Below are 21,800 nucleotides of genomic sequence, written 5' to 3'. Positions count from 1 at the left end.
GTTCAGAACCAGCGCGGCGTTGTTGACGATGGCACCCGCCACCGATCCCGTGGAGCCGCCGTCACGGATCTGCAGGGTGCCCGCCGAGATCGTCGTCGTGCCGGTGTAGGTGTTGTTCGCCGTCAGCGTCAGCGTGCCAGCGCCCTGCTTCGTCACCGTGCCCGAACCCGACACCACGCCCGCAAAGGTCTGGGCGGTCGGATTGGCGAACACCAGCGCCGCGTTGTCGACGATATTCCCGACAACCGACCCGACGCCCGTCGCATCGCCCAGCTGCAGCGTGCCATCGGTAACCGTCGTGCCCCCGGTGTATGTGTTCGCACCCGACAGAACCAGCGTGCCGGCTCCCGTCTTCTCAAGACCGTCCGAACCCGAAATCGACGAAGAAATCGTCGCCGTCGTGCCCGCACCGTCGACATTCACCGCCGGCGTCGCCGAACCGTTCGCCAGGGTCAAGTCGTCACCGGCAACGACATATCCAGACGAGATGAACGTCAGGCCCGTCGCGCCGACTGCTCCGTTGGTCGTGTCGACCGTCACCGTCCCAGCGGTACCGGCAAATGCCGCCACCTTGCTGCTGTTCGATGCGACGTGGCTGGTACCTGCCGCATTTGTCCAGTTGAGCTGCGATTGCGAAGCCGTCCAGGTGCCGTCGCCACCGGCCACCGGACCGGACCCCGAGGTCGTCGTGCCGTTCCAATAGAGCGGCTGCGCAACGGTGACCGTGAGCAGCACCTTGTTCGCCGTCATGGTGCTGATGGTGGCGTCGTAACCCGACGGCATCGAGCCTACGACGAGACCGGAGCCGGACAGGACGCCGGAGTAGCCGATGATGAGATAATCACCGACGCCGAAAGACGTGCCGCTCGACACGTTCAGCGTGCCGTTGAGCGTGAGATTGCTGGTGGTGTTGAAGATGGCGTAGGTGTTGTTGGGTGCGCCAAGGGTAACGTCGAGGATCGCTCCCGAGGCGAGAGCGAGTTCGCCGTTGACGTTGATCGAGTAGGAACCCGCATATTGCGTGGCTTTCAAGTGGCCGCCCGACTCGACGACAACGTAGCCGTTGGTGCCGCCGCCCGCACTTCCCGTCGGAGACCCCGCCAGCGTTCCGCCGTTCTTGACCCTCACGGTACCCGGGATCGTATATGAGGCGGAGTCGCCGTCGCGGCCGATGCGGAGCGTGCCGGCACTGACAACCCAAGGCACCTGGAGGCCCGACTGGCTGTTGTTGTAGAACGACCACGTTCCGGTGGTGCTGACATCGTAGCCGGTAAAATTCTGGAACTTGTAGGTGGAATTGTTGTTCCCCAGATTCGCGAGGTTAAACAGGCCTCCGGATCCTGAGAACTTGAGGGTGTTGCTGGCGCCTCCGGTCGCGCCCACCACGTTCCCGATGATGGAGGCGTAGCTCGGCGTCGAGAGCGACATCGAGCCATTGCCCTCGAGTTCAAGAACGCTTGTTCCGCCCGTCAACTGGATGGCATCGGCCTGGACAGATGAACTGCTGACCCCACCGGAGACGATCGCGCCGGACTGAAGAATAAGGTTCAGATCCGAGCCGGCAATGCCGACGCCGCCACCGGCGCCGGTGCCGCCGGCAACGCCGTTGCCGCCGACGACAACGACCCCGGAACCGATCGTCAGCGTCGTCGCCGTGGTGGTCAGGATGCCGTAACCGCCCTGTCCCCCTGCACCCGCGGAGAAGCCGCTGCCGCTGGACGACCCGCCGGCGCCGCCGTTGCCGCCGACGACGTTGTAAAGGATCGTGAGAGGGCCCGAGCCGGTGATGACCGCGCCGTAGCCGCCCGCACCGCCGCCGCCGCCCGAGCCGTTGCTCGAGCTGCTGCCGCCGTCACCGCCTTTTCCGCCTTGCACTGCCGCAGTGGGCGCGGTCGATCCAACATATCCGTGCGCGCCGCCGCCGCCGCCGCCGCCGCTGCCGCTCGACATGTCGGGCGCGTCCGCACCGTCCTGCCCTGCTGAAGCGCCGCCCGCCGCAGAGGTTCCACCCTCGCTCTTGCCACCCGCACCTCCCGTGGCGCCGGCACCGCCGCCGCCGCCGCCGCTCCAATAGGGAGCGTAGGTGCCGTCTCCGCCAGCACCGCCTGCTGTCGTGGCATTGCTGGTGCCGCCGGCGCCGCCATTGATCGGCGGACCACCGGACGTGTACTGGCCACCACGGCCACCGTCCGCGTGAGACGGTGTCGCTCCGATGACGAGACCGGACACCGCGAGCACTGGCACGAGAGCCGACGTGAGGAGAAGTCGATGGTGGCCGATACGCCTTGCTTTGCGGCTCTTGCCCATCGGGCTGGCCGACGGCGGCAGACCCGTGTTTGCGGACGAAAGCGAGCCGTTTTCAAACCCAAGACGTTCCATGCGTGCGGTCCCCACCGTAGCCATACTCGCCGGGCACCTGGACCGCCGGCCCCGAAGGAAGACAGCCTTCGTCAGACCAATCGAGTCAGAGCCCGTATTGTCTTCGGTTTGTGACGGCGGGAGGTGGCGGACAACCGCGATCGCGCACGACTGCTCAGATTGCGAAATGTGTCGGAAATTTCTTTTTCTGGGGGCACTTTTGCCACAGTCGTGGCACCGGTGTGCTACCTGTTATGCGGGTATATTTGCCAACTCAGCAGCTCTGCATCGCGCCAAATGCATGCCGAATCGCCGGATGCATTCACAGCCGTGCTCCGGTCGCGTCAGGCAAAGCCGCGCTTGATCGATGCGATTTCCATGTGTCCGATCGGGACGCAGTCCTCTTCGGAAATCGCTCACCACGCATTCGATCAAAGAGCGCGCCACCATGACAAGATGGGCGTTGTTGCGTGCCGGCTGCCCGTCCGGAAGAATGACCACATCCTCCATGCCGGTCCTGATACCATGCCCCCGCTCCAGCGCGCGCCGGTTCACCGCCCAGCATGACCCATCGAAGCCATGATGCACCTGCGGGAGCGTGACACCCGCGTCGGCGAGGATTGCCTCCATCTCCGCAGCATCCCGCAACCCGATAGCCGGATCAGGGTCAAGGGGCTCGATCAGGACGCGACGGCACCGGTCGGGTAATAACGAAGCCACGAACCGGCGGGCATCGTCCGGGCATAGCAATCCGGCTTCGATCTCCACACCGCGCGCGAGGAGCCATTCTGCCAGCTCGACAATGCCTGCCTCACCCTGATTGGCCGTTACGAGATCAGGTAAGACAGCCCAGTCTTTCACGGTTGCCAGACGCTGGCATGGGTCGGAGAGGATGCTGGCCGACGTGGTGAGCGAGATCGGGATGCCGGGGCACCGCGCACGGACGGCTGCGACCACCGCACCGCATTCGGCTGCGTTCAAGGTTTCCCGTCCGGCCCCATCATAGGCATGAACATGGACTGACTGAGCACCGGCACTCACCGCCGCTTCCGCATCGGCGGCAATGGCATCGGGGGTCCGCGGAACGGCATCATGCTGGCGATCACCATTCAGTGCTGCTTGTAGAAAGATCATCACGCCTCCCCACCCCCCTGTCGATCCGATCGATCCTTATGCTGCCTCCGCAGGGCCGGGAAATCCCTCGCGTGCAACGTCGGCTCGTTACCGACTTTCCCAAGACTCGACCGTTTCTTGGAACGGCAGCTGTCCCTTGCTTTGGTCCGATAATCCGCCTCTCCGCTTCCCCCCAAAGAGACCCCTCTTAAGGGGGGGCCGAATGGCGGTCGGCGCTTATCGGGGCCGATGATCGCGTTGAACGGCTCGGCGAACGCATCAAATCCGGCCGCAACCGACCGGCTGAGGCGTCGCCGGGCGCGGCCGGGAGCGCGCGGGGCGAACGCGGCTGGCGGGGCCGACGGGGCACCACCGGACGCGGAGGGTTTCCCGTCGGCTCGCGCCGGGTCGAGGCCCTCATCCGCCGCACGCGTCAGCCCCGTCGTCCGCCGGGTCGAGACCGCTCAGGCCGCGCCGGGTGCCCGCCACACACGCGGCGACGGGTATTCGGAGGCAGCGGGCTTCAGTGGAATGCGTTCTCGCGCGCCTGCTCGAACAGCTTGACGTTGTCGCTGTAGTCGACGTGAACGCCGATGATCACCGGGCCCGGCGTATCGAAGGCCTTCTTCAGAACCGGCAGGATGTCGTCCGGGCTCTCGATCATCACGCCCTTCGCGCCGAAAGCCTCGGCATATTTGACGTAATCGATCGGACCGAAAGCGATGCCTGAGGCGCGCCCGTATTTCAGCTCCTCCTGAACCTTCACCATGTTGTAGGTGCCGTCGATCCAGACCATGTGCACGATATTCGTGCCGAGGCGGACCGCTGTCTCGAGTTCCATCGCCGAGAACAGGAACCCGCCGTCGCCGGAGATGGACAGGACCTTCTCGCTCGGACGCACCAGAGACGCCGCGATCCCCCAGGGCAGCGCGACGCCGAGCGTCTGCTGTCCGTTGCTGATCAGGAGCTGGCGCGGGCGGAAGCTGTACATGTAGCGCGCGATCCAGAGGTGGAACGAACCCATGTCGAGGCAGACGGTCACGTCGTCCGTCAGAAACTGCTGCAGGTCATGCACGAGACGCAGCGGGTGGACAGGAACGCCGCCCCGCCTGGCCGCCCCTTCGGCGAGAAGGCGCCGCTCCATGTCGATCTTGTGGAGCATCGCCGCCGACAGGGCCGACTTGCCCTCGCGCGCGAGGCCGGCCGTCAGGGCCTGCAGCGTCAGCGCGATGTCGCCGACGAGCTCGATATGGGGCTGATAGTCGGCGTCGAGCGTGCAGGGCCGCACGTCGATATGAACGATCTTCCGCGTCTTTCCCCGGTTCCACTCCGGGGGCCAGTATTCGACCGGGTCGTAGCCGACGGTGATGATCAGATCCGACGCATCGAGCAGTTCGTCGCCGGGCTGATTGTCGAGCTGGCCGACACGGCCGCCGAAATTCTCGAACAAGGACGCCCCGACGGCACCGGCCGCCTGGAAGGTGCCGACGACGGGAAGGTTGCCCCGGGTGAGGAAGGGCCCGAGCGCGGCGGCGGCGTCCGGCCGGCTCGCCATCATGCCGAGCAGGACGACCGGGTTGGCCGCCGCATTGATGAGGTTCGCCGCCTCCTCGATGGCGGCCGGAGCGGCCGGGCCGGCGCCGGAGAACCTGGGCAGCACGAGGGGCGACTGCGGCGCCGCCGCCTTCATCACGTCCATGGGCAGGTTCACATAGCTCGCACCCGCGCGGCCGCCTTCGGCCGCCCGGAAGGCATTGGCCATGACCTCCGCGATCTGCTCCGTGGAGCCGACACTGACCGCGTATTTCGTCACCGGCTTCAGGATGGCGACGGCATCCATCGACTGATGGATCTGCTTGTCCGCATCGGCGACCGATACAGCTCCGCCGAGCGCAAGGAGCGGGTCGCCCTCGCTGTTGGCGGTGGCCAGTCCGGTGACGAGATTGGAGACGCCGGGACCGGAGGTCGCGATGCAAACGCCGGCCTTGCCGGTCATGCGGCCGATGCCGCCGGCGATGAAGGCCGCATTCTGCTCGTGACGGCAGACGACCGTCTCGATCTTCGAGGAGACCAGAGAATTGAAGACCGCGTCGATCTTCGCACCTGGAATGCCGAACACATGCGTTACGCCGCGATCTTCCAGAGCGCGAACCACGAGATCGGCGCCGATCTGGGCCGTTTTCTCTTCATCGGACATGATTTTCCCCGGAGATCAGGTTCAGTGGCCGCGTTCGGCGGCATCGAGTTCGGCGGCGATGTTCCTGCCGAGATTGGCCTTCAGGTAGGCCTCGGTTTCCGGAAGGATGAGGTGATAATCGGTCAGTGCTTCGATCTGGAAGTCGAGCGCGTCCGCCTTCACATCCAGCACATGGCCGCCGTGGTCCCTGGCATCGGAAATGAAATGAAAGTGGTAGCCCTGGACGCTGAACTCGCTGGCAAAGGCCGGCGACCAGATGCCGATGAGAGTCCCGGACACATTCTCGAAAACGAACTCGCTCTGCGACTTGGCCGCCTCCGTGAGCGCGACCCCGGGCGCGGGCGGGTTCACCGCGCGGGTCTTGATGCGCGAGAACTGGCCATGCAGGCGCAGCGCATAGAAGATGTTGTCGGAGGAGCGGAAGGCGTCGCAGCGCGCCTCCAGATCGGCGAAGCTGCCGACCGCGGTGACCGTGCCCGACCTGTCGGGGGTGAATTCGGTGATCACCGCGAACGGCGCGCCCGCGTCCCCGGTTGCCTCGGTCACCTTTCCGGAGCCGTGGGCCTGGTAGACGTGCCCGTCCAGCACCACCATCTCGCCATCGAGACCGGCAAAGGTGCCCAACCCGAAATTACCATGCTCGAGCAGCGTTCCGACCGTGACCTCCTTGTCGTACACCCCCGCGACCAGCGCGCCGGACGTGGAGACCTGGAAGACGGTGTGAATATTCAATTTCACATGATCGGTTAGAATAGATAAAATAAGATTATCGATGCTAATGTTTTTTTGCCTAGCTTCTTCTTCCAGCATTTTCTGCAGGGACATTGGTATAGTCATTATTTTTCTTGTCATAACCAACCCCCATTGGTTTCCGTAAAGAAGCATGCCCGTGATTGCCTGCAATATAGGACATCATCCTGTTCAATGCATATGAATTCCGGCGCACCTCGACGGAATTCGCAGCAAGCCGGCGATGCGCCCGCGGCGTGCGGCAGCGGTCCTTTGTCGAGACGCGCCCGCTGCATCGCCTTCCCGTTTGCAGGCACGAAAGCACCCGCCCGATCGCTCTCTCCGCATTTGCCTAGACAATACATGCCGTTCTGTGGCAAGCGTCGCGGTGATCGTCGACGTGAAGGAGGCGCCATGGGAGCCGGAGAGGACGCGGGCAATGCGACCATCACGCTCGATGGCCAGGGCCCGCTCTACAAGCAGATCGAGCGCGCCGTCCGGATGGAAATCCTAAGCGGCCGCTGGCCGGCGGGATATCGCCTGCCCTCCGAGCACAGCCTCATGGAAAGCCTCTCCACCACCCGCGCCACCGTGAGCAAGGCGCTTTCCAAGCTGACCGAAGCGGGCCTGCTGGAGCGCCGCCGCAAGCAGGGCACGCGCGTCGCCCGAACCACCGAGACCCATGCGGTGATCGGCTTTCTGGACGTCCGGCAGGATATCGAGGGCAAGGGTCGCACCTACAGCTACAAGGTCCTGCGAAAGCGCGAGCTGGTGGCCGGCAAGGCCACGGCGTTCTGGCCGGCGGTCAATGCCGGCACGCCGGTGCTGGCGCTGACCGCCGCCCATTGCGGCTTCGACACGCCGGAAGTGCTGGAGGAGCGCTACATCAACCTCGCCGCGGCGCCCGACGCCGCAGAGGCCGATTTCGAGGCGGAGATGCCGAACACGTGGCTGCTGGCACGCCTGCCCTGCACGCGACTGCGCCACACCATCCGCGCCGAGGCCGCGGGTGCCGCAGAAGCCGAGCGGCTCGGCGTCCCGGTGGGCTCGCCGCTCCTCGTCTCGTTGCGCCAGACCTGGGCGGACGAGTTGCCCGTCACCTCGGTCCGGCTGGTCTACCCGGCGGACTGCAACGAATTCGTCGGCGAATTCAACCCGCTGGAACCATGACGGCCGGCCCCGACATCGATCTTGCGGCGCTGGCCGCCCGTCACCGCGCGCGCGTGCTGGACCTGGCGGGCGAGGACGTCCTCGTCGTCGCCACCTCGGCGCCGAACGTGGTCTATTGCGGCGGATATCGCAGCATGGGCTACGACACCGACCCCGGCCACAGGATGGCGGTGGTGTTCTCCGCCGCGGCGTGGATCCTGGTCGGACCGACGGCCGATCTGTGGGCCGCCCAGGAGGTTGCCGGGCGCGGCCTGCGCTATTTCGGTTATCGCCGTTTCGTCTTCGACGATGCCGCGGCGCGAGCGACGACGGCGACGGAGGTCGAGGCTTTCGCCTCGTTCGAGGAGGCGCTCGCCGCCGCCGTCCACGCCCTTGCCGGCGGACGGAGGACGGTGGCTTTCGAGGGAGTGCCCCCGCACGGGCTTCCCGCCGGCGTTGCCGTGTGGCCGGCCCCACGGGCGGCCGCGCTGCTTCGCCGCGCACGCGCCATCAAGGACGCCGACGAGATCGCGCTGCTGCGACATGCGACCCGAATAACGGAAGACGCGCTCGCCGCCGCCCTGGGGCAGGCGCGGACCGGGGTGAGCGAACTCGATCTCGCTGCCGACATCTCGGCGCACATGATCCGCGCCGGCATCCGGCCCGGCTTCATCGCCGTGACGTCCGGACCGAGGGCGGCCTTCGCCGACGCCCATGCCTCGCCGCGCCGGCTGGCACCCGGGGATATCCTGCGCATCGACATCGGCGGGTCGTTCCAGGGCTACTGGTCGGATACCGCCCGCTGCGCCGTCGTCGGGGAGCCCGCGGCGGAGATCAGGGCTGTCGATGCCGCGATCGTCGCGGGGCAGCGCGCGGGGCTTGCGCGCGTCGCGCCGGGAGTGACGAGCGACGCGCTTTTCCGCGCCATGGTCGAGGAGGTGCGGGCGGCCGGCCTGCCGGGCTACGGCCGCCACCATGTCGGCCACGGACTGGGTGTCGATTCCCACGAATACCCGACCCTCGGCCCGGCGGACCCGGTGACACTGGAACCGGGCATGGTGATCAATATCGAGGCGCCCTATTACCGGCCCGGCTGGGGCGGGATCATGTACGAGGACACGCTCGTCATCACCGACAGCGGCGTCGACCGCCTGACGCGGCTCGACGCCGGCCTGGTCATCCTGCCCGCATGAACGCGTTGTGGCTGCGGGCGAGAATGGCGAAGGTCGCCTCCACGAAGCGGTCCACCTCCTCCACCGTGTTGCTCAGGCCCGGCGACAGATGGATGCCGCGCATCGTCGGGTCTTCTTCCATGGCGAAGGCGCGCACGTTGATATCGAACTCCTCGCGCAGGATGCGGGCGAACACCTCGCTCTCCATCCCGTCGATGATGAAGCCGCCGAAGCCGGTGCCGGGATCGGCGTCGATGTCGGTGAGCATGCGGATGCGCTCGTGCGCGCGCAGGCGGACGGCCCACCGGTTGCGCAGATAGCGCAGGCGCGCCGATTTCTCCGCCTGGCCGATGCCGCGGTTGAAGGCAATGGCCTCGGGTATGGACGCCGGCAGCGCCTTGAACACCGTGCCGACTTCCTCGAACTTCTCGATGGAGTGGGCGGGCTTGCCTGACCAGCTCGCGAACAGAGGCCATACATCGCCGATGCGCTCGCGCCTCACATACAGGAAGCCAGTGCCGCGCGGGCCATACATCCATTTGTGAAGGCAGGTCGCATAGGCGTCGCAGCCGAGATCATCGAGCCGGAACGCGATATGACCCGCGGAGTGGGCGCCGTCGACCAGCGTGAAGGCACCGCGGGAGCGGGCGAGCGCGGCGATCTCGCGCACCGGCATCACCAGTCCGGTGTTGGCGACGACGTGCGGCAGGCTGACGAGGCGTGTACGGCCGGTGATGGCATGGGCGAAGGCGGCGACGATCGCCTCGTCGCTGGCGATGCCGAACGGCAGGTCGACGAACGTCAGCACGATGCCATCGCGCTGGGCACGCTGGCGGATGATGGCGAGATTGGAATCGTAGCAGAACCGGGTGGCCAGCACCTCGTCGCCCGGCTCGAGGGCGACCCCGTTCAGCACCGTCGCGATGCCCTCCATGGCGTTGCGCGTCAACGCCACCTCGTCGGGATCGGCACCGAAATAACCGGCCAGCAGGCCTCGGATGGCGAGCGACGAGCCGCTTTCCTTCAACTCGCGCATCGGCTCGTACGCGTCGAGTTCGTAGGCGAGCGACAGGTCGACCAGTTCACGCACCCGGTCGCGCACAGTGCGGGGCGCTGCGCCGCGCCGGGTGTTGACGAGCTGGGTGTTGACGTACATCGGCTGCATGGTGTCGCGGATGGCGAGCCAGTAGGCCTCGTCGTCGGGGGCGGTGTTCAGGGGCGGCGTGGCCGTTGCTGTCACGGAAGGCGTCCTTCTTCGAGACCGTGCTTCGAGACCGGAGGCAGGATGCGGCGAGCCGGGGGCTCAGGCCGGCATCGGCAGGCCGTGCGGTACGGATCGGTGGAGGGTGTGGAGTTCAGCGGCGATCACGCAGCGCGCGTGATGACCCGGCGCGAGTTCGACGGGCGGTGGCGGGCTGGCGGCGCAAATCTCCGTCGCGCGGGGGCAGCGGGTGCGAAACCGGCACCCCGAGGGCGGATTGGTGGGGCTGGGGATGTCGCCGAAGATCGGCGGCGGCTCGCGGTGCGCCTCGATGCGCGGATCGGCACTCGGAATCGAGCCGAGCAGCGCCTGCGTATAGGGATGGCTCGGACGGGCGTAGAGCTCGGCCGAGGCCGCGTCCTCGACGATCCTGCCGAGATACATCACATAGGTCCGGCTGGTGGCCTGCCGCACCAGCGCGAGATCGTGGGCGATGAACAAGCACGCGACGCCGAGGTTCCCATGCAGTTCCAGGAACAGGTTCATCACCTGCGCCCGCACCGAAAGGTCGAGCGCGCTCACCGGCTCGTCGCAGATCAGCACGCGAGGTTCCACGGCGAGCGAGCGGGCGATGGCGACCCGCTGGCGCTGCCCGCCGGACAATTCGCGCGGGAAGCGTTCGGCGAGCCCATCCGGCAGGCCGACCTGATCCAGCAGCGTGTGGATGCGCCGGCGCTGTTTCTCCCGATCCTTCACGCCGATGATGGTCAGCGCCTCGGCAAGGGTTTCGCCGATGGTCTGGCGATCGTTGAGCGAGGCATAGGGATCTTGGAACACGTACTGGATCGCGCGGCGCCGTTCCCGCAGCGCGCGCCCGCGCAGGCTCGACAGGTCGACGCCGTCGAGCACGATGCGGCCGGATTGCGGGCGCTCGAGGCCGACGATCGACCGGCCGAGCGTGGACTTTCCGCAGCCGGATTCGCCGACGAGGCCGACCATCTCGCCCGGCGCCAGACGGATCGAGACGTCGTCGACCGCGGTCACCCATTTGCCGCGCTCGACGCTCTTGAAGCGGGTGACGAGGTTCTCGACCCGCAGAAGGTCTCCGGCCTCACGCATAGACCCGCTCCTTGGGATTGATCGCGTTGACGACGTGGCATGCGACGGCGCTGGCGTGCTCCGCGGCCTGCAGCGCGGGGAGTTGGCGGGCGCAGACATCGATCGCCTGGGAGCAGCGCGGCGCGAAGGCACAGGCCGACAGCGGCGCCCCGAGCACGGGCGGCGTGCCCGGAAGACCGCGGAACAGGGCGCCGGGCGCATCCTCCGCGCTCGGCAGGGCTGCGATCAGCCCCCGGGTATAGGGATGGCGCGGTGTCAGAAGCACCTGCTCGACGGAGCCGTACTCGGCGAGGCGGCCCGCATACATGACCGCCACCCGGGAGGCGATGCTGGCCACCACGCCCATGTCGTGGGTGATGAGCACGATCGCGGTGTTGAGCCGGCGCTGGAGGTCCTTCAGAAGGCCGATGATCTGTGCCTGCACCGTCACGTCCAGCGCAGTCGTCGGCTCGTCGGCGATCAGCAGCTTCGGTTCCGCGGCAATGGCGATGGCGATCATCGCGCGTTGCCGGAGACCGCCGGAGAGTTCGTGCGGATATTGCCGCAGCCGCGCTTCCGGGTCCGACATGCGGACGAGCTTGAGGAGATCGAGCGCGCGGGCCTCCGCCTGCGCGGCACTCATGCCGAGATGCAGCTCCGCCACCTCGGCGATCTGCCGGCCGATGCGCAGCGCCGGATTGAGCGCGCTCATCGGATCCTGAAAGATGGTGCCGATGCCGCCGCCGCGAATGCGTCGCATGTCCGGTTCCGCGAGGCCGACCAGTTCGCGCCCGGCGAACAGGATCGAACCCGAGAGATCGGTGACGACACCGGTCGGCATCAGGCCGAGCGGGGCGAAATTCAACACGGTCTTGCCGGACCCGCTCTCGCCGACGATCGCCAGGGTTTCGCCGGCGGCGACGGAATAGCTGACGCCGTCGACCGGCCGCAGCGCGGCGCGGGTGGTGTAGAGGTCTATCGAGAGATTGCTGACCTTGAGCACGTCGCAGACAGTCATGGCGCAGCCTTTCGCCAGCCGGCGGCAAGCGCCCGGCGCTTGAGCAGGACGCCGCGGGGTAGCGGCGTCGGCACGCGGTTCAAGGCGATGGATTCGCCGAGCAGGTTGAAGCCGATCACCACCAGGGTCAGCACGAGGCCCGGCAGGATCACCTGCCACGGCGCGCTTTCGAGATAAGGCAGGGCATCGACCAGCATCTGCCCCCATTCCGGCGTCGGAGGCTGGATGCCGAGGCCGAGGAAGCTGAGCGTGGCGATGGACAGCGCCACCGCGCCGGCATCCGCCGTGGCGTAGACCAGCACCGCGCCGATGGTGGACGGCAGCAGATGGTGGAAATAGATCCGCGCCGGACTGGCGCCGAGCACGCGCAGCGATTCGATATGCGGCCGGTTCATCACCCCGACTGCCACCGCGCGGCTGATGCGGGCGCTGCCCGGCCACCAGGCCAGCGCCAGCGCGAGGATCATGTTCCAGTAGCCGGTGCCGAAGATTCCGATCACGGCGAGCGCGACGATCAGGCTCGGCATCGCCAGGCCGACATCGACCACGCGCATCAGCACCTCCTCGACCCAGCCGCGGCGATATCCGGCGACGGTGCCGATGGTGATGCCGACCGACAGGGCGATCAGCAGCACCAGGCTCATGCCGACCAGCGAGGTGCGCGCCGAGACGATGAGGCGGGAAAGCGTGTCCCGCCCAAGGTGGTCTGTGCCGAGCCAGTGCTGCCAGGACGGGTCGGCGTGGGCGGCAAGAAGATCCTGCGCGTTCGGGTCGTAGGGCGCGAGCCACGGCGCGAACAAACCGAGCAGCACGAACAGCCCGACGGCGACGAAGGCGAGCTTCGGCAGCCCGGAGAGGACGTGAAGCAGATCGCGGAGCCGTCTCATGCGTTCGCTCCCTGCCGGCGCAGCTTCGGGTCGGTGAACATCATGCCGATGTCGACCAGAAGGTTGAGGAGGACGAAGGAGGTGAGGAAGACCAGCAGACACGCCTGCACCACCATGAAATCTCGGAACAGCACGCCCTGCAGGAAAAGATCGGCGATGCCCTTCAGGGCGAAAAGCGGCTCCACCACCACCGCTCCGACCACCATGGCTCCACCCTGGGCACCGAGCGCGTTGATGTAGGTCGGCGCGATGTTGGGCAGCGCGTGGCGGAACAGGATGGCGCGGCGCGACAGTCCCTTCGCGGAGGCGGTGAGCGCGAAGGGCCGTGCCATCGCCTCCTCCAACCCCACGCGAACCACCCGGCTGAGCACGGCCGCGGGCAGCAGGCCGATGGTCATCCAGGGCAGCACCCAGCTCGACAGCCCGGCGCTCCCGAAGGTCGGGAACAGGCCCAGTTCCACCGCCAGCGCATAGATCAGCAGCGCGCCGACGAAGAAGGACGGCATGGACGCGCCGAGGAGCGCGACGACGCGGCTGAGTGCATCGCCGAGGCGCCCCGGCCAGAGCGCCCCCGCGAATCCGAGCGTGAAGCTCAGCAGCATCGCAAACGCCGCGCCACCGACGACCAGCGTGAGCGTGACGGGCAGCCGGCTGGCGAGAGCCGGCCCGATGGCGTCGCCCGTCTTGTAGGAGACGCCGAGATTGCCGTGCAGCACGCCGTTCAGCCAGCTGCCGTAGCGCACGAGCAGCGGCTGGTTGAGGCCGAGTTCCTCCTCGACCACCTTGATCTGCTCGAACGTCGCCTTGGGCGTGCGAAGCTCTGCGATGAGCACGGCGACATTGCCCGGGGCGGACACCACCAGCGCAAAGCAGAGCATCGTCGCCAGGACGAGCAGCACCGCCGCATTGCGCAGGCGGATCGCGATCAGCGTCGACATGACCAGCCTCAGGACTCGAGCGTGATGCCGCGATAAGGCAGGTCGTATTCGGTGGCCGGGACCTCGAAGCCCTTCACGCGCGCGGTGTGCGCCCAGATCGCCGGGCTGTAGAACAGCGGCAGCATGGAAACGTCGGCGTGCATCTGGTCGTAGATCGCCTGAAGCGCAGCGCCGACCTCGTCCTCCGGCGCGTTGGTTGCGGCGAGCACCAGCGGATCGAGCTTCTGCGGATCGATCACCAGCTTGCCGTCGACGCCGTTGTCATAAGTGGACAGGAGAAGGCCGACGATGGTGCCGAACGGCTCGTAGGGAGCGCCGAAAGTGGTGAACAGCGCGAGATCGAACACGCGCGCCGGGATGTCGGAATGGCGGGAGGCATGGTCGACCGAGCGGATGGTGATGCCGATGCCCACCTCTCCAAGCTGGGCCTGCAGAATTTCAGCCAGCGAGCGCGACCCCGCGATTTGCTCCTCGCTCACCACCATCTCGAGCTTCAGCGGCTTGCCGTCCTTCTCGCGGATCGGCGCGCCCACCCAGCCGGCCTCTTCCAGCAGCTTTTTCGCCGCCTCGACGTCGCGCGCCGGGACGGGAAAGCGCGTTCCGGCAAGCGGCACGCTCGCGGGAAACAGGTTGCCGGCCGGTTCGGCGAGGCCCTGATAGAGCACCTTCGCGATCGCCTGCCGGTCGAAGCCGATATTCATCGCCTGGCGGACGGCGAGGTCCTCCAGCGCCGGATTGCGCTGCGGATTGAAGCCGATGACCACCGTGGTCGTGCCCAGTTCGACCGCCACGGGGATCCCGGCCTTTTCCAGCGTCTTCGCTTCCGTCGCCTTGATCGGCGCCAGGAAGTCTCCGCCCATGAGGTCGATCTCGCCCGCGCGCAGCGCCGCCATGCGGCTGCGGGATTCGGGCAGAACCTTCACCTCGATGCGGCTGAAGCCCGGCTTGTCGCCCCAGTAGCCATCGAAGCGGGTAAAGGTGCTGCCGTCATTGTCCGCGCTCGCTTCGATCCATGCGCCGGTGCCAACCGGCTTCGCATAAGCGCCGTCCGCGCCGACCGATTTCGGGCTGAGGAAGCGCACGGGGCGCACATAGGCGAACTCGTTCAGAAGCCCTAGCACCGGCTCCTTGAAGTTGATTTCGACGGTGTGGTCATCGAGCACCTTGTAGTTGGAGAACAGCCGCGAGGCGTTCATCCAGCTGGCGCTGTCCTTGCCGATCCAGCGATCGAGGTTCCACGTCATCGCCGCCGCGTCCCAAGGCGTGCCGTCCTGGAACGTGACGTCCTTGCGCAGATGCACGCGAAACAGTTTGCCCGCGTTCTCAACCTGCCAGTCGGTGGCGAGTGCCGGCTCCATCTTGCCGCCGTGGCCGTATCGGATCAGCGGCTCGAAGATCAGATCCTGGATGGCCCACAGGCCTTTGTACTTGTGCGGGTCCAGGTCGCCCGCCGGCTTTCCGGCCGCGACGCGCAAGGTATCGCCGCCGCCCGCCTGGGCCAGCGCGGCGAGGGGGGAAAGTCCCGCGAAAAGGGCCGGAAGACCGGCCATTCCCTTGAGAATGGTACGCCTGGTCGTGTGCATCGATCGTTCCCTTGTCTGGCGGCCGGAAGGAATGGCTCTTTTGACTAGACAATAAAGTGCTACCCGCACTTTATTGTCTAGGCAATAGGTCCGGTGCCTCGACGGGAACATTTTCTGAGCCGACGCGAACGCACGGCGATCGCCGTCTTCGGAAAGGCGGCGGCCGGGCGTGGAGACGCGAACATGGAGTGGGGGGAAGGCCTCGCGGCGGGGCAAACGCAATCGGGGCCGGCTGCGGAGCGCCCTGCTCCGCCCGCTTGACCCGAGGTCGAGGTGGAGGAACCGGTTGAAGCCGGAGGCCTCGTAATCGGAAAAAGGCGGGCCGTCGCGAAAGCCGTAGCGCCGGTCGAGTGCGAGCGCCGGTTCGAAGGCCGGGCCGCCCCGGGTTTCGAGGCTGAGCCGCCGGAGGCGACGAGCGCGGGCGGCGGCAATGATCCGGTCCAGGAGTGCCGCGGCCGCGCCCCCCGCGCAGAGGGCGCAGGGGACTGGTGATCACCAGGCGAGCACGCGCCGTCCGATGACCGCGCCGGCCGCGGTGACGATGCCGATGGCGATGCCATACCAGGTCAGCATGAAGAGCGGCGAATCGTCGATGCAGTGGAAGGCATAGAGCGCTGCGCCGAGCCCGCCGGCCATCAGCCCCGCGACCGCGCCGGCGAGTGCCGGGCGGGACGGGGCGCCGCGCCGCAGCGCCAGCAGGACAGCGCCCAGCACCGGGGCCGACATCACCGGCACCAGCATCACGCAATAAACGGCGTAATGCCCGACGAGGCCGGGCATCCAGTCCGCTTCGGGGGTCACGACCATCTCGGCCGCCACGCCGAGAGCCAGAAGCGCCGCGGGCAAAGCCAGCAGCCGCGCCGGGCCGGCCGCTTTCGAGCCCGGCCGCACCAGGCGCAGGGCGGTCCAGCCGGCGGCGACGGCCAGCGAAAGGGTGACGGCGAACTTCAGCAGGATGCGCGGTTCGGCGAGCAGCGCCGGCATGCCATGGCGCGGCGACAGAACGAGAGCGAACAGCACCAGCGCGCCGGCGAGCCCGGCGGCCAGCGCGAGGGCAAGCCCCACCCCCAGTCCGCGCGTCGGTCGCACGTCCGCCGCAAGGCCGCGTATCAGATCGTCCGTCTTCACGCCTTCCCGTCCTTCATCCGTCCGTCCTCAGCCGCGCCGAAAGGCTGGAAAAGGCGCGGTGCAAGGCACCGCGCACGGCACCGGGCGTCATCTTCATGCGCTCGGCGGTCTCGCCGATGGAACTCCCGTCGACGGCGATGGAACGCAGCACGTCCCGCTGCTTCTCGGGCAACTGGGCGAGATGCCTCTCGACATCAGCCGCTTCGGTGCCCGGGCGCTCCTCCGGTGCGGCCAGAACGTCGGCGAAATCCTCCACCGGCACCTCGACGCGCCGTCCGCGCCGGCGCAGATGGTCGACCATCTTGTTGCGCGCGATGGTCCAGAGCCATGGCCCCAGCGGATCGCCCGTCCGCCAGCTCTGCCGCTTCAGGTGAAGCGCGAGCAGCGTCTCCTGCACGATGTCCTCGCACTCGGCGGCCGGCGCACCGATACGCGTCAGACGGCGCTGCACCACGACACGGATCGCCGGCGCGATTTCGCGCAAAAGCCGTTCGTAGGCCGCGCCGTCGCCGGCGAGCGCAGCCTGCATCAACCCGGCCCAGCGCCGCTCCCGATCGGTCATTAACATCATCCCGAGGGTCAGTTCGCCGGTCGGGGGCCGAATGTTATGCCGCGCAACAACCGAAAGACATTTTTTTGACGGCCCCAGATTTTGTCGCAGGCCACCCTAACACGGCGGCAGACGCTTCCGAAGAAGGAGGTGGCGTCGGTTGGGCACACCCGCCGTCGACGCCGATCAGCCCCTTCAGAGAGGACGTTCTCCATGACCACGACCACCAGCAAGACCACCCTCGCGGTCGCCACCCTCGCCGGCTCGCTCGTCGCCGCCCTCGGCATGGTCGCCAGCGCCGCCGCCGGCCCGGTCGCGCCGCAGCCGACCATGGACAAGTGCTACGGCGTCGCGATGGCCGGCCAGAACGATTGCGCCGCCGGTGCCGGCACCACGTGCGCCGGAACCTCCAAGGTCGACTACGACGCCAAGGCCTGGAAGTACGTCGCCAAGGGAACCTGTGAGACCATCAAGACCCCGAAGGGCATGGGCCACCTTCAGCCCATGTGAGGAGCGCCACGTGAGGCGCGCCATGTGAGCCGCGCCATGTGAGCCGCGCCAAGTGAGGGGCGCGCTCCGGCCGCAGCGGAACCGGGCCGTCATTTCCGGTGGAGGGCGCCGCACGGGTGCCCTCCCGCTTCCATGGAGGATCTCATGCCCATGTCGCTCCCCGCCGGCCCCGGCGTCGGCTTCAAGCCAGCGCATTTCGACGCCATCCTCGCGGATGCGGCGAACCCGCCCGCCTTCGTCGAGATCCATGCCGAGAACTATATGGGCGACGGCGGCCGGCCCCATGCCCAACTCGGCGCGCTTCGCGAGCGTTTCGCGCTGTCCGTCCACGGCGTCGGCCTGTCCATCGGCGGCGAAGGACCGCTCGACACGGCCCACCTCGCCCGGTTGCGGAGACTGATCGACCGCTACAGGCCGGAGAGCTTCTCGGAGCACCTGGCGTGGTCGACCCACGACGGCGCCTTCTTCAACGACCTCCTGCCGCTGCCCTATACTCCCGGGACACTGGCGAGGGTCGGCGATCACATCCGCCGGGTGCAGGACACGCTCGGCCGCCGCATGCTGCTGGAGAACCCGTCGACCTATCTGCGCTTCGAGGAAAGCACCATTGATGAGGTCGAATTCCTCGGCGCGCTGGTGGCCGGCACGGGCTGCGGCCTGCTGCTCGACATCAACAACGTCTTCGTCTCGGCGGTGAATCACGACACGGATCCGCGCGCCTACCTGGCGGATTTCCCCTTCGAGGCGGTCGGCGAGCTCCACCTCGGCGGCCATGATTCCGACACGGACGAGACCGGCGCGCCGCTCCTCATCGACGCCCACGGCAGCCCTGTCGCCGATCCGGTGTGGGCGCTGTTCGAGGAGGTGATCGGCCGTACCGGCCCGCTTCCGAGCCTGATCGAATGGGACAACGACGTGCCGGAGTGGCCGGTTCTGAGCGCCGAGGTCGCGCGCGCCGGCGCCGTGCTCGCCCGTCATTCCCGCAGCCGGGCGGCCTGAAGCATGACCCGGGCTTCGACCCAGACGGGCTCAAGCGATGATGGGGCGCGATCGATGACCGGGCTCGCGACGTTCGCCGCCGGGCTGACCGCGCCGGACCGCCGTCTGCCGGACGGTCTCGCTGGCCCCTCGGAACGCCGCTTCGCCGTTTATCGCAACAATGTCGCCGTCGGCCTGATCCGCGCGCTGGAGACCCGCTTCCCGGCGGTGCGCGCCCTGGTGGGAGAGGAGTTCTTCCGCGCGACCGCACGCGATTTCATTCGCCGCCATCCACCCGCCTCGCCGCTGCTGGCGCAGTTCGGCGACGCCCTGCCCGGCTTCCTCGCCAGCTTCGGGCCGGCGGCCGAATTGCCCTATCTGGCCGATATCGCCCGCATCGAGGCGGCCAGAACCCGCGCCTATCACGCCGCCGATCTGCCGCGGCTGCAAGGCGAAGCCTTCGCCGGGCTGCCGCCGGGGGCACTCGAACGGCTGCGCATCCGGCTGCACCCGGCGGTGACCGTGATCGGCTCGCCCCATCCGGTGTGGGACATTCTCGCCGCGGCGAACGGCGCGGAAGCGGAGGTGACCGGTTGGAGACCGCAGGCGGTGCTGATCGACCGGCCGGGCCTCGATGTCGTTCTCCGCCCCCTCCCGACCAGCACGGCGACGTTTCTCCTGGCCCTCGCCGGCGGCGATCCGCTCCCGGATGCCGCCGCGGCGGCCGGCGCCGACGATCCGGATTTCGACCTCACCGCAGCGCTGGCCGAACTGATCGGCGGGCGGCTGGCGATCCATCTCGACCCCACGGAAGGAGACCTGCCGTGACCGCCGATCTGACGACCCCGCACCAAGCGTCGTCCTCCCGCACCCGCGACCCCGGCCTCGTCGCGATCGCGCTGCATCTGCGCGACCGGCTCGACGCGATCCCGCTGTCGCTGCTCACTTTGTGCGCCCGCGTCTTCCCGGCGGCCGTGTTCTGGCAATCCGGCCAGACCAAGGTGGAGGGCTGGCATGTCACCGATGGCGCGGTCGCTTTGTTCAGGGAGGAATATCGGCTGCCCCTGGTCGATCCGTGGCTCGCCGCCCATCTCGCGGCCTTTGCGGAGCACGCCTTCCCGGTTCTGCTGGTTCTGGGTCTCGCCAGCCGCCTTTCCGCCGCTGCGCTTCTGGGCATGACGCTGGTGATCGAAGTGCTGGTCTATCCCGATGCCTGGCCGACCCACGGCGTGTGGGCGACCTGCTTCCTCATGGTGATCGCCCGAGGACCGGGCATCCTGTCCATCGACGCCCTTATCGCCCGCCGCTACCGGCACCTGCGCGGATGGCCTGCCGGGAGATGAACGGGCGGCGTCCGGCACGTCACCGGGTGCCGCGCACCGTCGCCGCCGGGGGGGCGGGCAGCGTCCGCAAGGGATCGTCGAGGGCGTGATCTTTGTCGATCGGATGGGGTTACGATCGGAAGGCGCTTCAGCCGGAGATGTCGCGCGCGCCGGCGATGAGTTTTGCGGCGATTTCGGGAATGGTGGCCTCGTTCAGTTCCGTGCGGGGCACGACGAGGACGAGGCACCCGAGGGCGCGCTTTTCCGGGCTCAGGATCGGCGCGGCGATGCCGGCGTTGCGCTCGTCCACCTCGCCGACGCTGACGGAATAGCCGCGCTTGCGGATGGCCTTCAGCGTCTTGCGGAACTCCGCCCAGTCGCGGCCGAGGCCGGCGGCGGCGATCTCGGCGGCATTGGCGAGCATCAGGCTGCGCAGGCGGTGGTCCGGCAGGTGGGCGAGGATCGCCTTGCCGGCGGCGCCGCGCAAAAGCGGCATCGGCCGTCCGCGGTCGTAGCTCGTCAGCACCGTGCGGTCGGGCCAGGCCTGCGCGATGCAGACGACGTTCTTGCCGTAGGACGCGCAGACCATGAGGTTGCCGTGCACCTCGCGCACCAGCCGGTCCATCACGTCGCCGGCGCGGTGCAGCAGAGGGTCGTTGAGGCGGATCTGCCGGTCGAGCTGGATGATGCGGGCGCCGAGCCCGAAGCCGCCCTCGATGCCCGGCGCGATGAGACCGGCCGAACTCAGCGTCTTCAGATAGCGGTAGGCGGTCGGGACCGAGCAGTCGAGCGCGGACGCCACCTCCTCGACAGTGACGACCGTGCGGTCCCCGTCGAAGAGATCGAAGATCCCGATCATCCGGCTCAGGCTGTCCATCAGCCGCTATTCCTTCGACAAACCATCAGAAGACCCTGCGCCGGAACCGTTGAAGAGTTGGGCCCCGGCGCGGCGATGGTCAAGCGACACCCCGTCAATGGATGTGCATACCGCCGTTGATGTCGATCGCGGTACCGGTCAGGTACCCCGATTGCGGCGACGCGAGGAACAGGCAGACATCGGCGACGTCCTTCGGCGTGCCGAAGCGGCCGAGCGGAATCTGGTCGAGCAGGCGCCGCTTGGTCGCCTCGTCGAACGCGGTGGCGTTCATGCCGGTGATGATCACGCCGGGATTGACGCAGTTGACGCGGATGCCGCGGGGGCCGAACTCGCGCGCCATGCTCTTCGCCAGCGAGAGGACGCCGCCCTTCGAAGCCGCATAATGCGGGCCACCGAGCAGGCCGCCGCCGCGCTGCGCCGCGATCGAGGCGATGGCGACGATCCGCCCTCCGTCGGAGAGATGCGGCAGCGCGGCCTGGGTGAGGTTGAGCATCCCGCGCAGATTGACGTCGAGCGTCGCCGACCAGTCGTCGGCGCTGATGTCCATCACCTTGCGCGGCTGGGCGATGCCCGCATTGCTGACGAGGATGTCGAGCCGGCCGAACCGGGCGAGCGTCGCCGCCACGACCCGCTCCAGCGCGTCGCGGTCGCGCACGTCTGCGGCCAACGCGAGCGGCGCGACGTGTTCCGTCCCCTCCCCGGCGAGCGCGGATGAAAGCCGGTCGGCGGCCGCCTCGCACGCGTCCTGCCCGAGGTCGACGATCGTCACCGCCGCACCGGCCGCGAGCAGGGCACGCGCGATGGCAAATCCGATCCCCGCGGGATGAGCGGCGCCGGTGATGAGCGCGACCTGACCGTCAAGCTGTTTCATATTTTCCTCCAATTTATCATAATGAGAGAACTCATTGAAATATCGGATTGTCAAGCGCCCGTTCACAAAGGGCACGACAGAGCGACCTGTGGTGGAATGCTGCACCACAACAACACGAATC

General features: G+C 67.7%; 20 protein-coding genes. 6 read left to right on the top strand and 14 right to left on the bottom strand.

Translation table 11 applies throughout. From position 1 onward, the window contains the following. The 4 genes from BUF17_RS23420 to budA all read right to left on the bottom strand — a co-directional run. Nucleotides 1–2,307: autotransporter-associated beta strand repeat-containing protein (locus BUF17_RS23420; protein WP_210215488.1), on the bottom strand; the 2,307-nt coding region annotated here is incomplete at its 3' end. A gap of 303 nt (nucleotides 2,308–2,610) precedes the next feature. Then, a complete protein-coding gene (locus tag BUF17_RS21570) occupies nucleotides 2,611–3,492 on the bottom strand; it encodes a 3-keto-5-aminohexanoate cleavage protein (protein WP_073632675.1) in 882 nt (293 codons plus the stop codon). A gap of 502 nt (nucleotides 3,493–3,994) precedes the next feature. Next, nucleotides 3,995–5,668, bottom strand: coding sequence for an acetolactate synthase AlsS (gene alsS, locus BUF17_RS21565; RefSeq protein WP_073632673.1), 1,674 nt, complete (start codon nucleotides 5,666–5,668; stop codon nucleotides 3,995–3,997). A 21-nt stretch (nucleotides 5,669–5,689) separates the two neighbouring features. Continuing rightward, on the bottom strand, nucleotides 5,690–6,493 hold the full coding sequence (gene budA, locus BUF17_RS21560; protein WP_210215487.1) for an acetolactate decarboxylase: 804 nt from the start codon (nucleotides 6,491–6,493) through the stop codon (nucleotides 5,690–5,692). A 318-nt stretch (nucleotides 6,494–6,811) separates the two neighbouring features. Here budA and hutC point away from each other — a divergent pair, with 318 nt between their 5' ends. Continuing rightward, complete coding sequence (hutC, locus tag BUF17_RS21555) at nucleotides 6,812–7,567, top strand: histidine utilization transcriptional repressor HutC (protein WP_073632669.1); 756 nt, start codon at nucleotides 6,812–6,814, stop codon at nucleotides 7,565–7,567. Beyond that, nucleotides 7,564–8,739, top strand: coding sequence for a M24 family metallopeptidase (locus BUF17_RS21550; RefSeq protein WP_073632667.1), 1,176 nt, complete (start codon nucleotides 7,564–7,566; stop codon nucleotides 8,737–8,739). The genes hutC and BUF17_RS21550 overlap by 4 nt, the downstream gene beginning before the upstream one ends. Here the strand turns inward: BUF17_RS21550 and BUF17_RS21545 are convergent. From BUF17_RS21545 to BUF17_RS21510, 8 genes are all read right to left on the bottom strand, one after another. Continuing rightward, the gene (locus tag BUF17_RS21545; RefSeq protein ID WP_073632665.1) at nucleotides 8,723–9,958 is read right to left on the bottom strand and encodes an aminotransferase class V-fold PLP-dependent enzyme; all 1,236 of its coding nucleotides are present in this window, start codon (nucleotides 9,956–9,958) and stop codon (nucleotides 8,723–8,725) included. The genes BUF17_RS21550 and BUF17_RS21545 overlap by 17 nt on opposite strands. Nucleotides 9,959–10,021: 63 nt before the next feature. Continuing rightward, nucleotides 10,022–11,038 carry an ABC transporter ATP-binding protein gene (locus BUF17_RS21540; protein ID WP_073632663.1) on the bottom strand — a complete coding sequence of 339 codons (1,017 nt, stop codon included), beginning with the start codon at nucleotides 11,036–11,038 and terminating at the stop codon, nucleotides 10,022–10,024. After that, nucleotides 11,031–12,035: an ABC transporter ATP-binding protein gene (locus BUF17_RS21535; RefSeq protein WP_073632661.1), complete on the bottom strand. Its 1,005-nt coding sequence runs from the start codon at nucleotides 12,033–12,035 to the stop codon at nucleotides 11,031–11,033. Before BUF17_RS21535 ends, BUF17_RS21540 begins: the two co-directional genes overlap by 8 nt. After that, a complete protein-coding gene (locus tag BUF17_RS21530; RefSeq protein ID WP_073632659.1) occupies nucleotides 12,032–12,922 on the bottom strand; it encodes an ABC transporter permease in 891 nt (296 codons plus the stop codon). Before BUF17_RS21530 ends, BUF17_RS21535 begins: the two co-directional genes overlap by 4 nt. Beyond that, nucleotides 12,919–13,860, bottom strand: coding sequence for an ABC transporter permease (locus tag BUF17_RS21525; protein ID WP_073632657.1), 942 nt, complete (start codon nucleotides 13,858–13,860; stop codon nucleotides 12,919–12,921). The genes BUF17_RS21530 and BUF17_RS21525 overlap by 4 nt, the downstream gene beginning before the upstream one ends. Nucleotides 13,861–13,868: 8 nt before the next feature. Then, nucleotides 13,869–15,443, bottom strand: a complete 1,575-nt coding sequence (locus tag BUF17_RS21520) for an ABC transporter substrate-binding protein (protein WP_073632656.1) — start codon at nucleotides 15,441–15,443, stop codon at nucleotides 13,869–13,871. A 492-nt stretch (nucleotides 15,444–15,935) separates the two neighbouring features. Then, the gene (locus BUF17_RS21515) at nucleotides 15,936–16,571 is read right to left on the bottom strand and encodes an NrsF family protein (protein ID WP_073632654.1); all 636 of its coding nucleotides are present in this window, start codon (nucleotides 16,569–16,571) and stop codon (nucleotides 15,936–15,938) included. 13 nt (nucleotides 16,572–16,584) lie between these two features. Then, the gene (locus BUF17_RS21510) at nucleotides 16,585–17,133 is read right to left on the bottom strand and encodes a sigma-70 family RNA polymerase sigma factor (protein WP_244530986.1); all 549 of its coding nucleotides are present in this window, start codon (nucleotides 17,131–17,133) and stop codon (nucleotides 16,585–16,587) included. 201 nt (nucleotides 17,134–17,334) lie between these two features. Here BUF17_RS21510 and BUF17_RS21505 point away from each other — a divergent pair, with 201 nt between their 5' ends. From BUF17_RS21505 to BUF17_RS21490, 4 genes are all read left to right on the top strand, one after another. Beyond that, nucleotides 17,335–17,631, top strand: a complete 297-nt coding sequence (locus BUF17_RS21505; RefSeq protein WP_073632652.1) for a BufA1 family periplasmic bufferin-type metallophore — start codon at nucleotides 17,335–17,337, stop codon at nucleotides 17,629–17,631. Between the two features lie 132 nt (nucleotides 17,632–17,763). Further along, nucleotides 17,764–18,630 carry an MNIO family bufferin maturase gene (bufB, locus tag BUF17_RS21500; RefSeq protein WP_073632650.1) on the top strand — a complete coding sequence of 289 codons (867 nt, stop codon included), beginning with the start codon at nucleotides 17,764–17,766 and terminating at the stop codon, nucleotides 18,628–18,630. 54 nt (nucleotides 18,631–18,684) lie between these two features. Continuing rightward, a complete protein-coding gene (locus BUF17_RS21495) occupies nucleotides 18,685–19,437 on the top strand; it encodes an HvfC/BufC N-terminal domain-containing protein (protein ID WP_073632648.1) in 753 nt (250 codons plus the stop codon). A gap of 65 nt (nucleotides 19,438–19,502) precedes the next feature. Continuing rightward, a complete protein-coding gene (locus BUF17_RS21490) occupies nucleotides 19,503–19,952 on the top strand; it encodes a DoxX family protein (protein WP_073632695.1) in 450 nt (149 codons plus the stop codon). Between the two features lie 127 nt (nucleotides 19,953–20,079). Here the strand turns inward: BUF17_RS21490 and BUF17_RS21485 are convergent, their stop codons facing one another. Both BUF17_RS21485 and BUF17_RS21480 read right to left on the bottom strand, forming a co-directional pair. Continuing rightward, entirely contained in the window at nucleotides 20,080–20,808 is a 729-nt protein-coding gene (locus BUF17_RS21485) for an IclR family transcriptional regulator (RefSeq protein ID WP_073632646.1), read from the bottom strand. Nucleotides 20,809–20,902: 94 nt separating this feature from the next. Further along, nucleotides 20,903–21,679 (bottom strand): SDR family NAD(P)-dependent oxidoreductase, encoded by a 777-nt coding sequence (locus BUF17_RS21480; RefSeq protein ID WP_073632644.1) that lies wholly within the window; start codon nucleotides 21,677–21,679, stop codon nucleotides 20,903–20,905. Nucleotides 21,680–21,800 lie beyond the last annotated feature (121 nt).

This window comes from Pseudoxanthobacter soli DSM 19599 (assembly GCF_900148505.1).
GTDB classification, from domain to species: domain Bacteria; phylum Pseudomonadota; class Alphaproteobacteria; order Rhizobiales; family Segnochrobactraceae; genus Pseudoxanthobacter; species Pseudoxanthobacter soli.
The sequence above is the reverse complement of the archived record's forward strand: the minus strand, read 5'-3'. Positions and strand labels throughout refer to the sequence as shown.

Excerpts from the sequence above, each read along its gene's own strand:
- BUF17_RS21570 (WP_073632675.1), bottom strand. The coding sequence starts at position 3,492 with ATGATCTTTCTACAAGCAGCACTGAATGGTGATCGCCAGCATGATGCC.
- alsS (WP_073632673.1), bottom strand. The coding sequence starts at position 5,668 with ATGTCCGATGAAGAGAAAACGGCCCAGATCGGCGCCGATCTCGTGGTT.
- budA (WP_210215487.1), bottom strand. The coding sequence starts at position 6,493 with ATGTCCCTGCAGAAAATGCTGGAAGAAGAAGCTAGGCAAAAAAACATT.
- hutC (WP_073632669.1), top strand. The coding sequence starts at position 6,812 with ATGGGAGCCGGAGAGGACGCGGGCAATGCGACCATCACGCTCGATGGC.
- BUF17_RS21550 (WP_073632667.1), top strand. The coding sequence starts at position 7,564 with ATGACGGCCGGCCCCGACATCGATCTTGCGGCGCTGGCCGCCCGTCAC.
- BUF17_RS21540 (WP_073632663.1), bottom strand. The coding sequence starts at position 11,038 with ATGCGTGAGGCCGGAGACCTTCTGCGGGTCGAGAACCTCGTCACCCGC.
- BUF17_RS21535 (WP_073632661.1), bottom strand. The coding sequence starts at position 12,035 with ATGACTGTCTGCGACGTGCTCAAGGTCAGCAATCTCTCGATAGACCTC.
- BUF17_RS21530 (WP_073632659.1), bottom strand. The coding sequence starts at position 12,922 with ATGAGACGGCTCCGCGATCTGCTTCACGTCCTCTCCGGGCTGCCGAAG.
- BUF17_RS21525 (WP_073632657.1), bottom strand. The coding sequence starts at position 13,860 with ATGTCGACGCTGATCGCGATCCGCCTGCGCAATGCGGCGGTGCTGCTC.
- BUF17_RS21520 (WP_073632656.1), bottom strand. The coding sequence starts at position 15,443 with ATGCACACGACCAGGCGTACCATTCTCAAGGGAATGGCCGGTCTTCCG.
- BUF17_RS21510 (WP_244530986.1), bottom strand. The coding sequence starts at position 17,133 with ATGACCGATCGGGAGCGGCGCTGGGCCGGGTTGATGCAGGCTGCGCTC.
- BUF17_RS21505 (WP_073632652.1), top strand. The coding sequence starts at position 17,335 with ATGACCACGACCACCAGCAAGACCACCCTCGCGGTCGCCACCCTCGCC.
- bufB (WP_073632650.1), top strand. The coding sequence starts at position 17,764 with ATGGAGGATCTCATGCCCATGTCGCTCCCCGCCGGCCCCGGCGTCGGC.
- BUF17_RS21495 (WP_073632648.1), top strand. The coding sequence starts at position 18,685 with ATGACCGGGCTCGCGACGTTCGCCGCCGGGCTGACCGCGCCGGACCGC.
- BUF17_RS21485 (WP_073632646.1), bottom strand. The coding sequence starts at position 20,808 with ATGGACAGCCTGAGCCGGATGATCGGGATCTTCGATCTCTTCGACGGG.
- BUF17_RS21480 (WP_073632644.1), bottom strand. The coding sequence starts at position 21,679 with ATGAAACAGCTTGACGGTCAGGTCGCGCTCATCACCGGCGCCGCTCAT.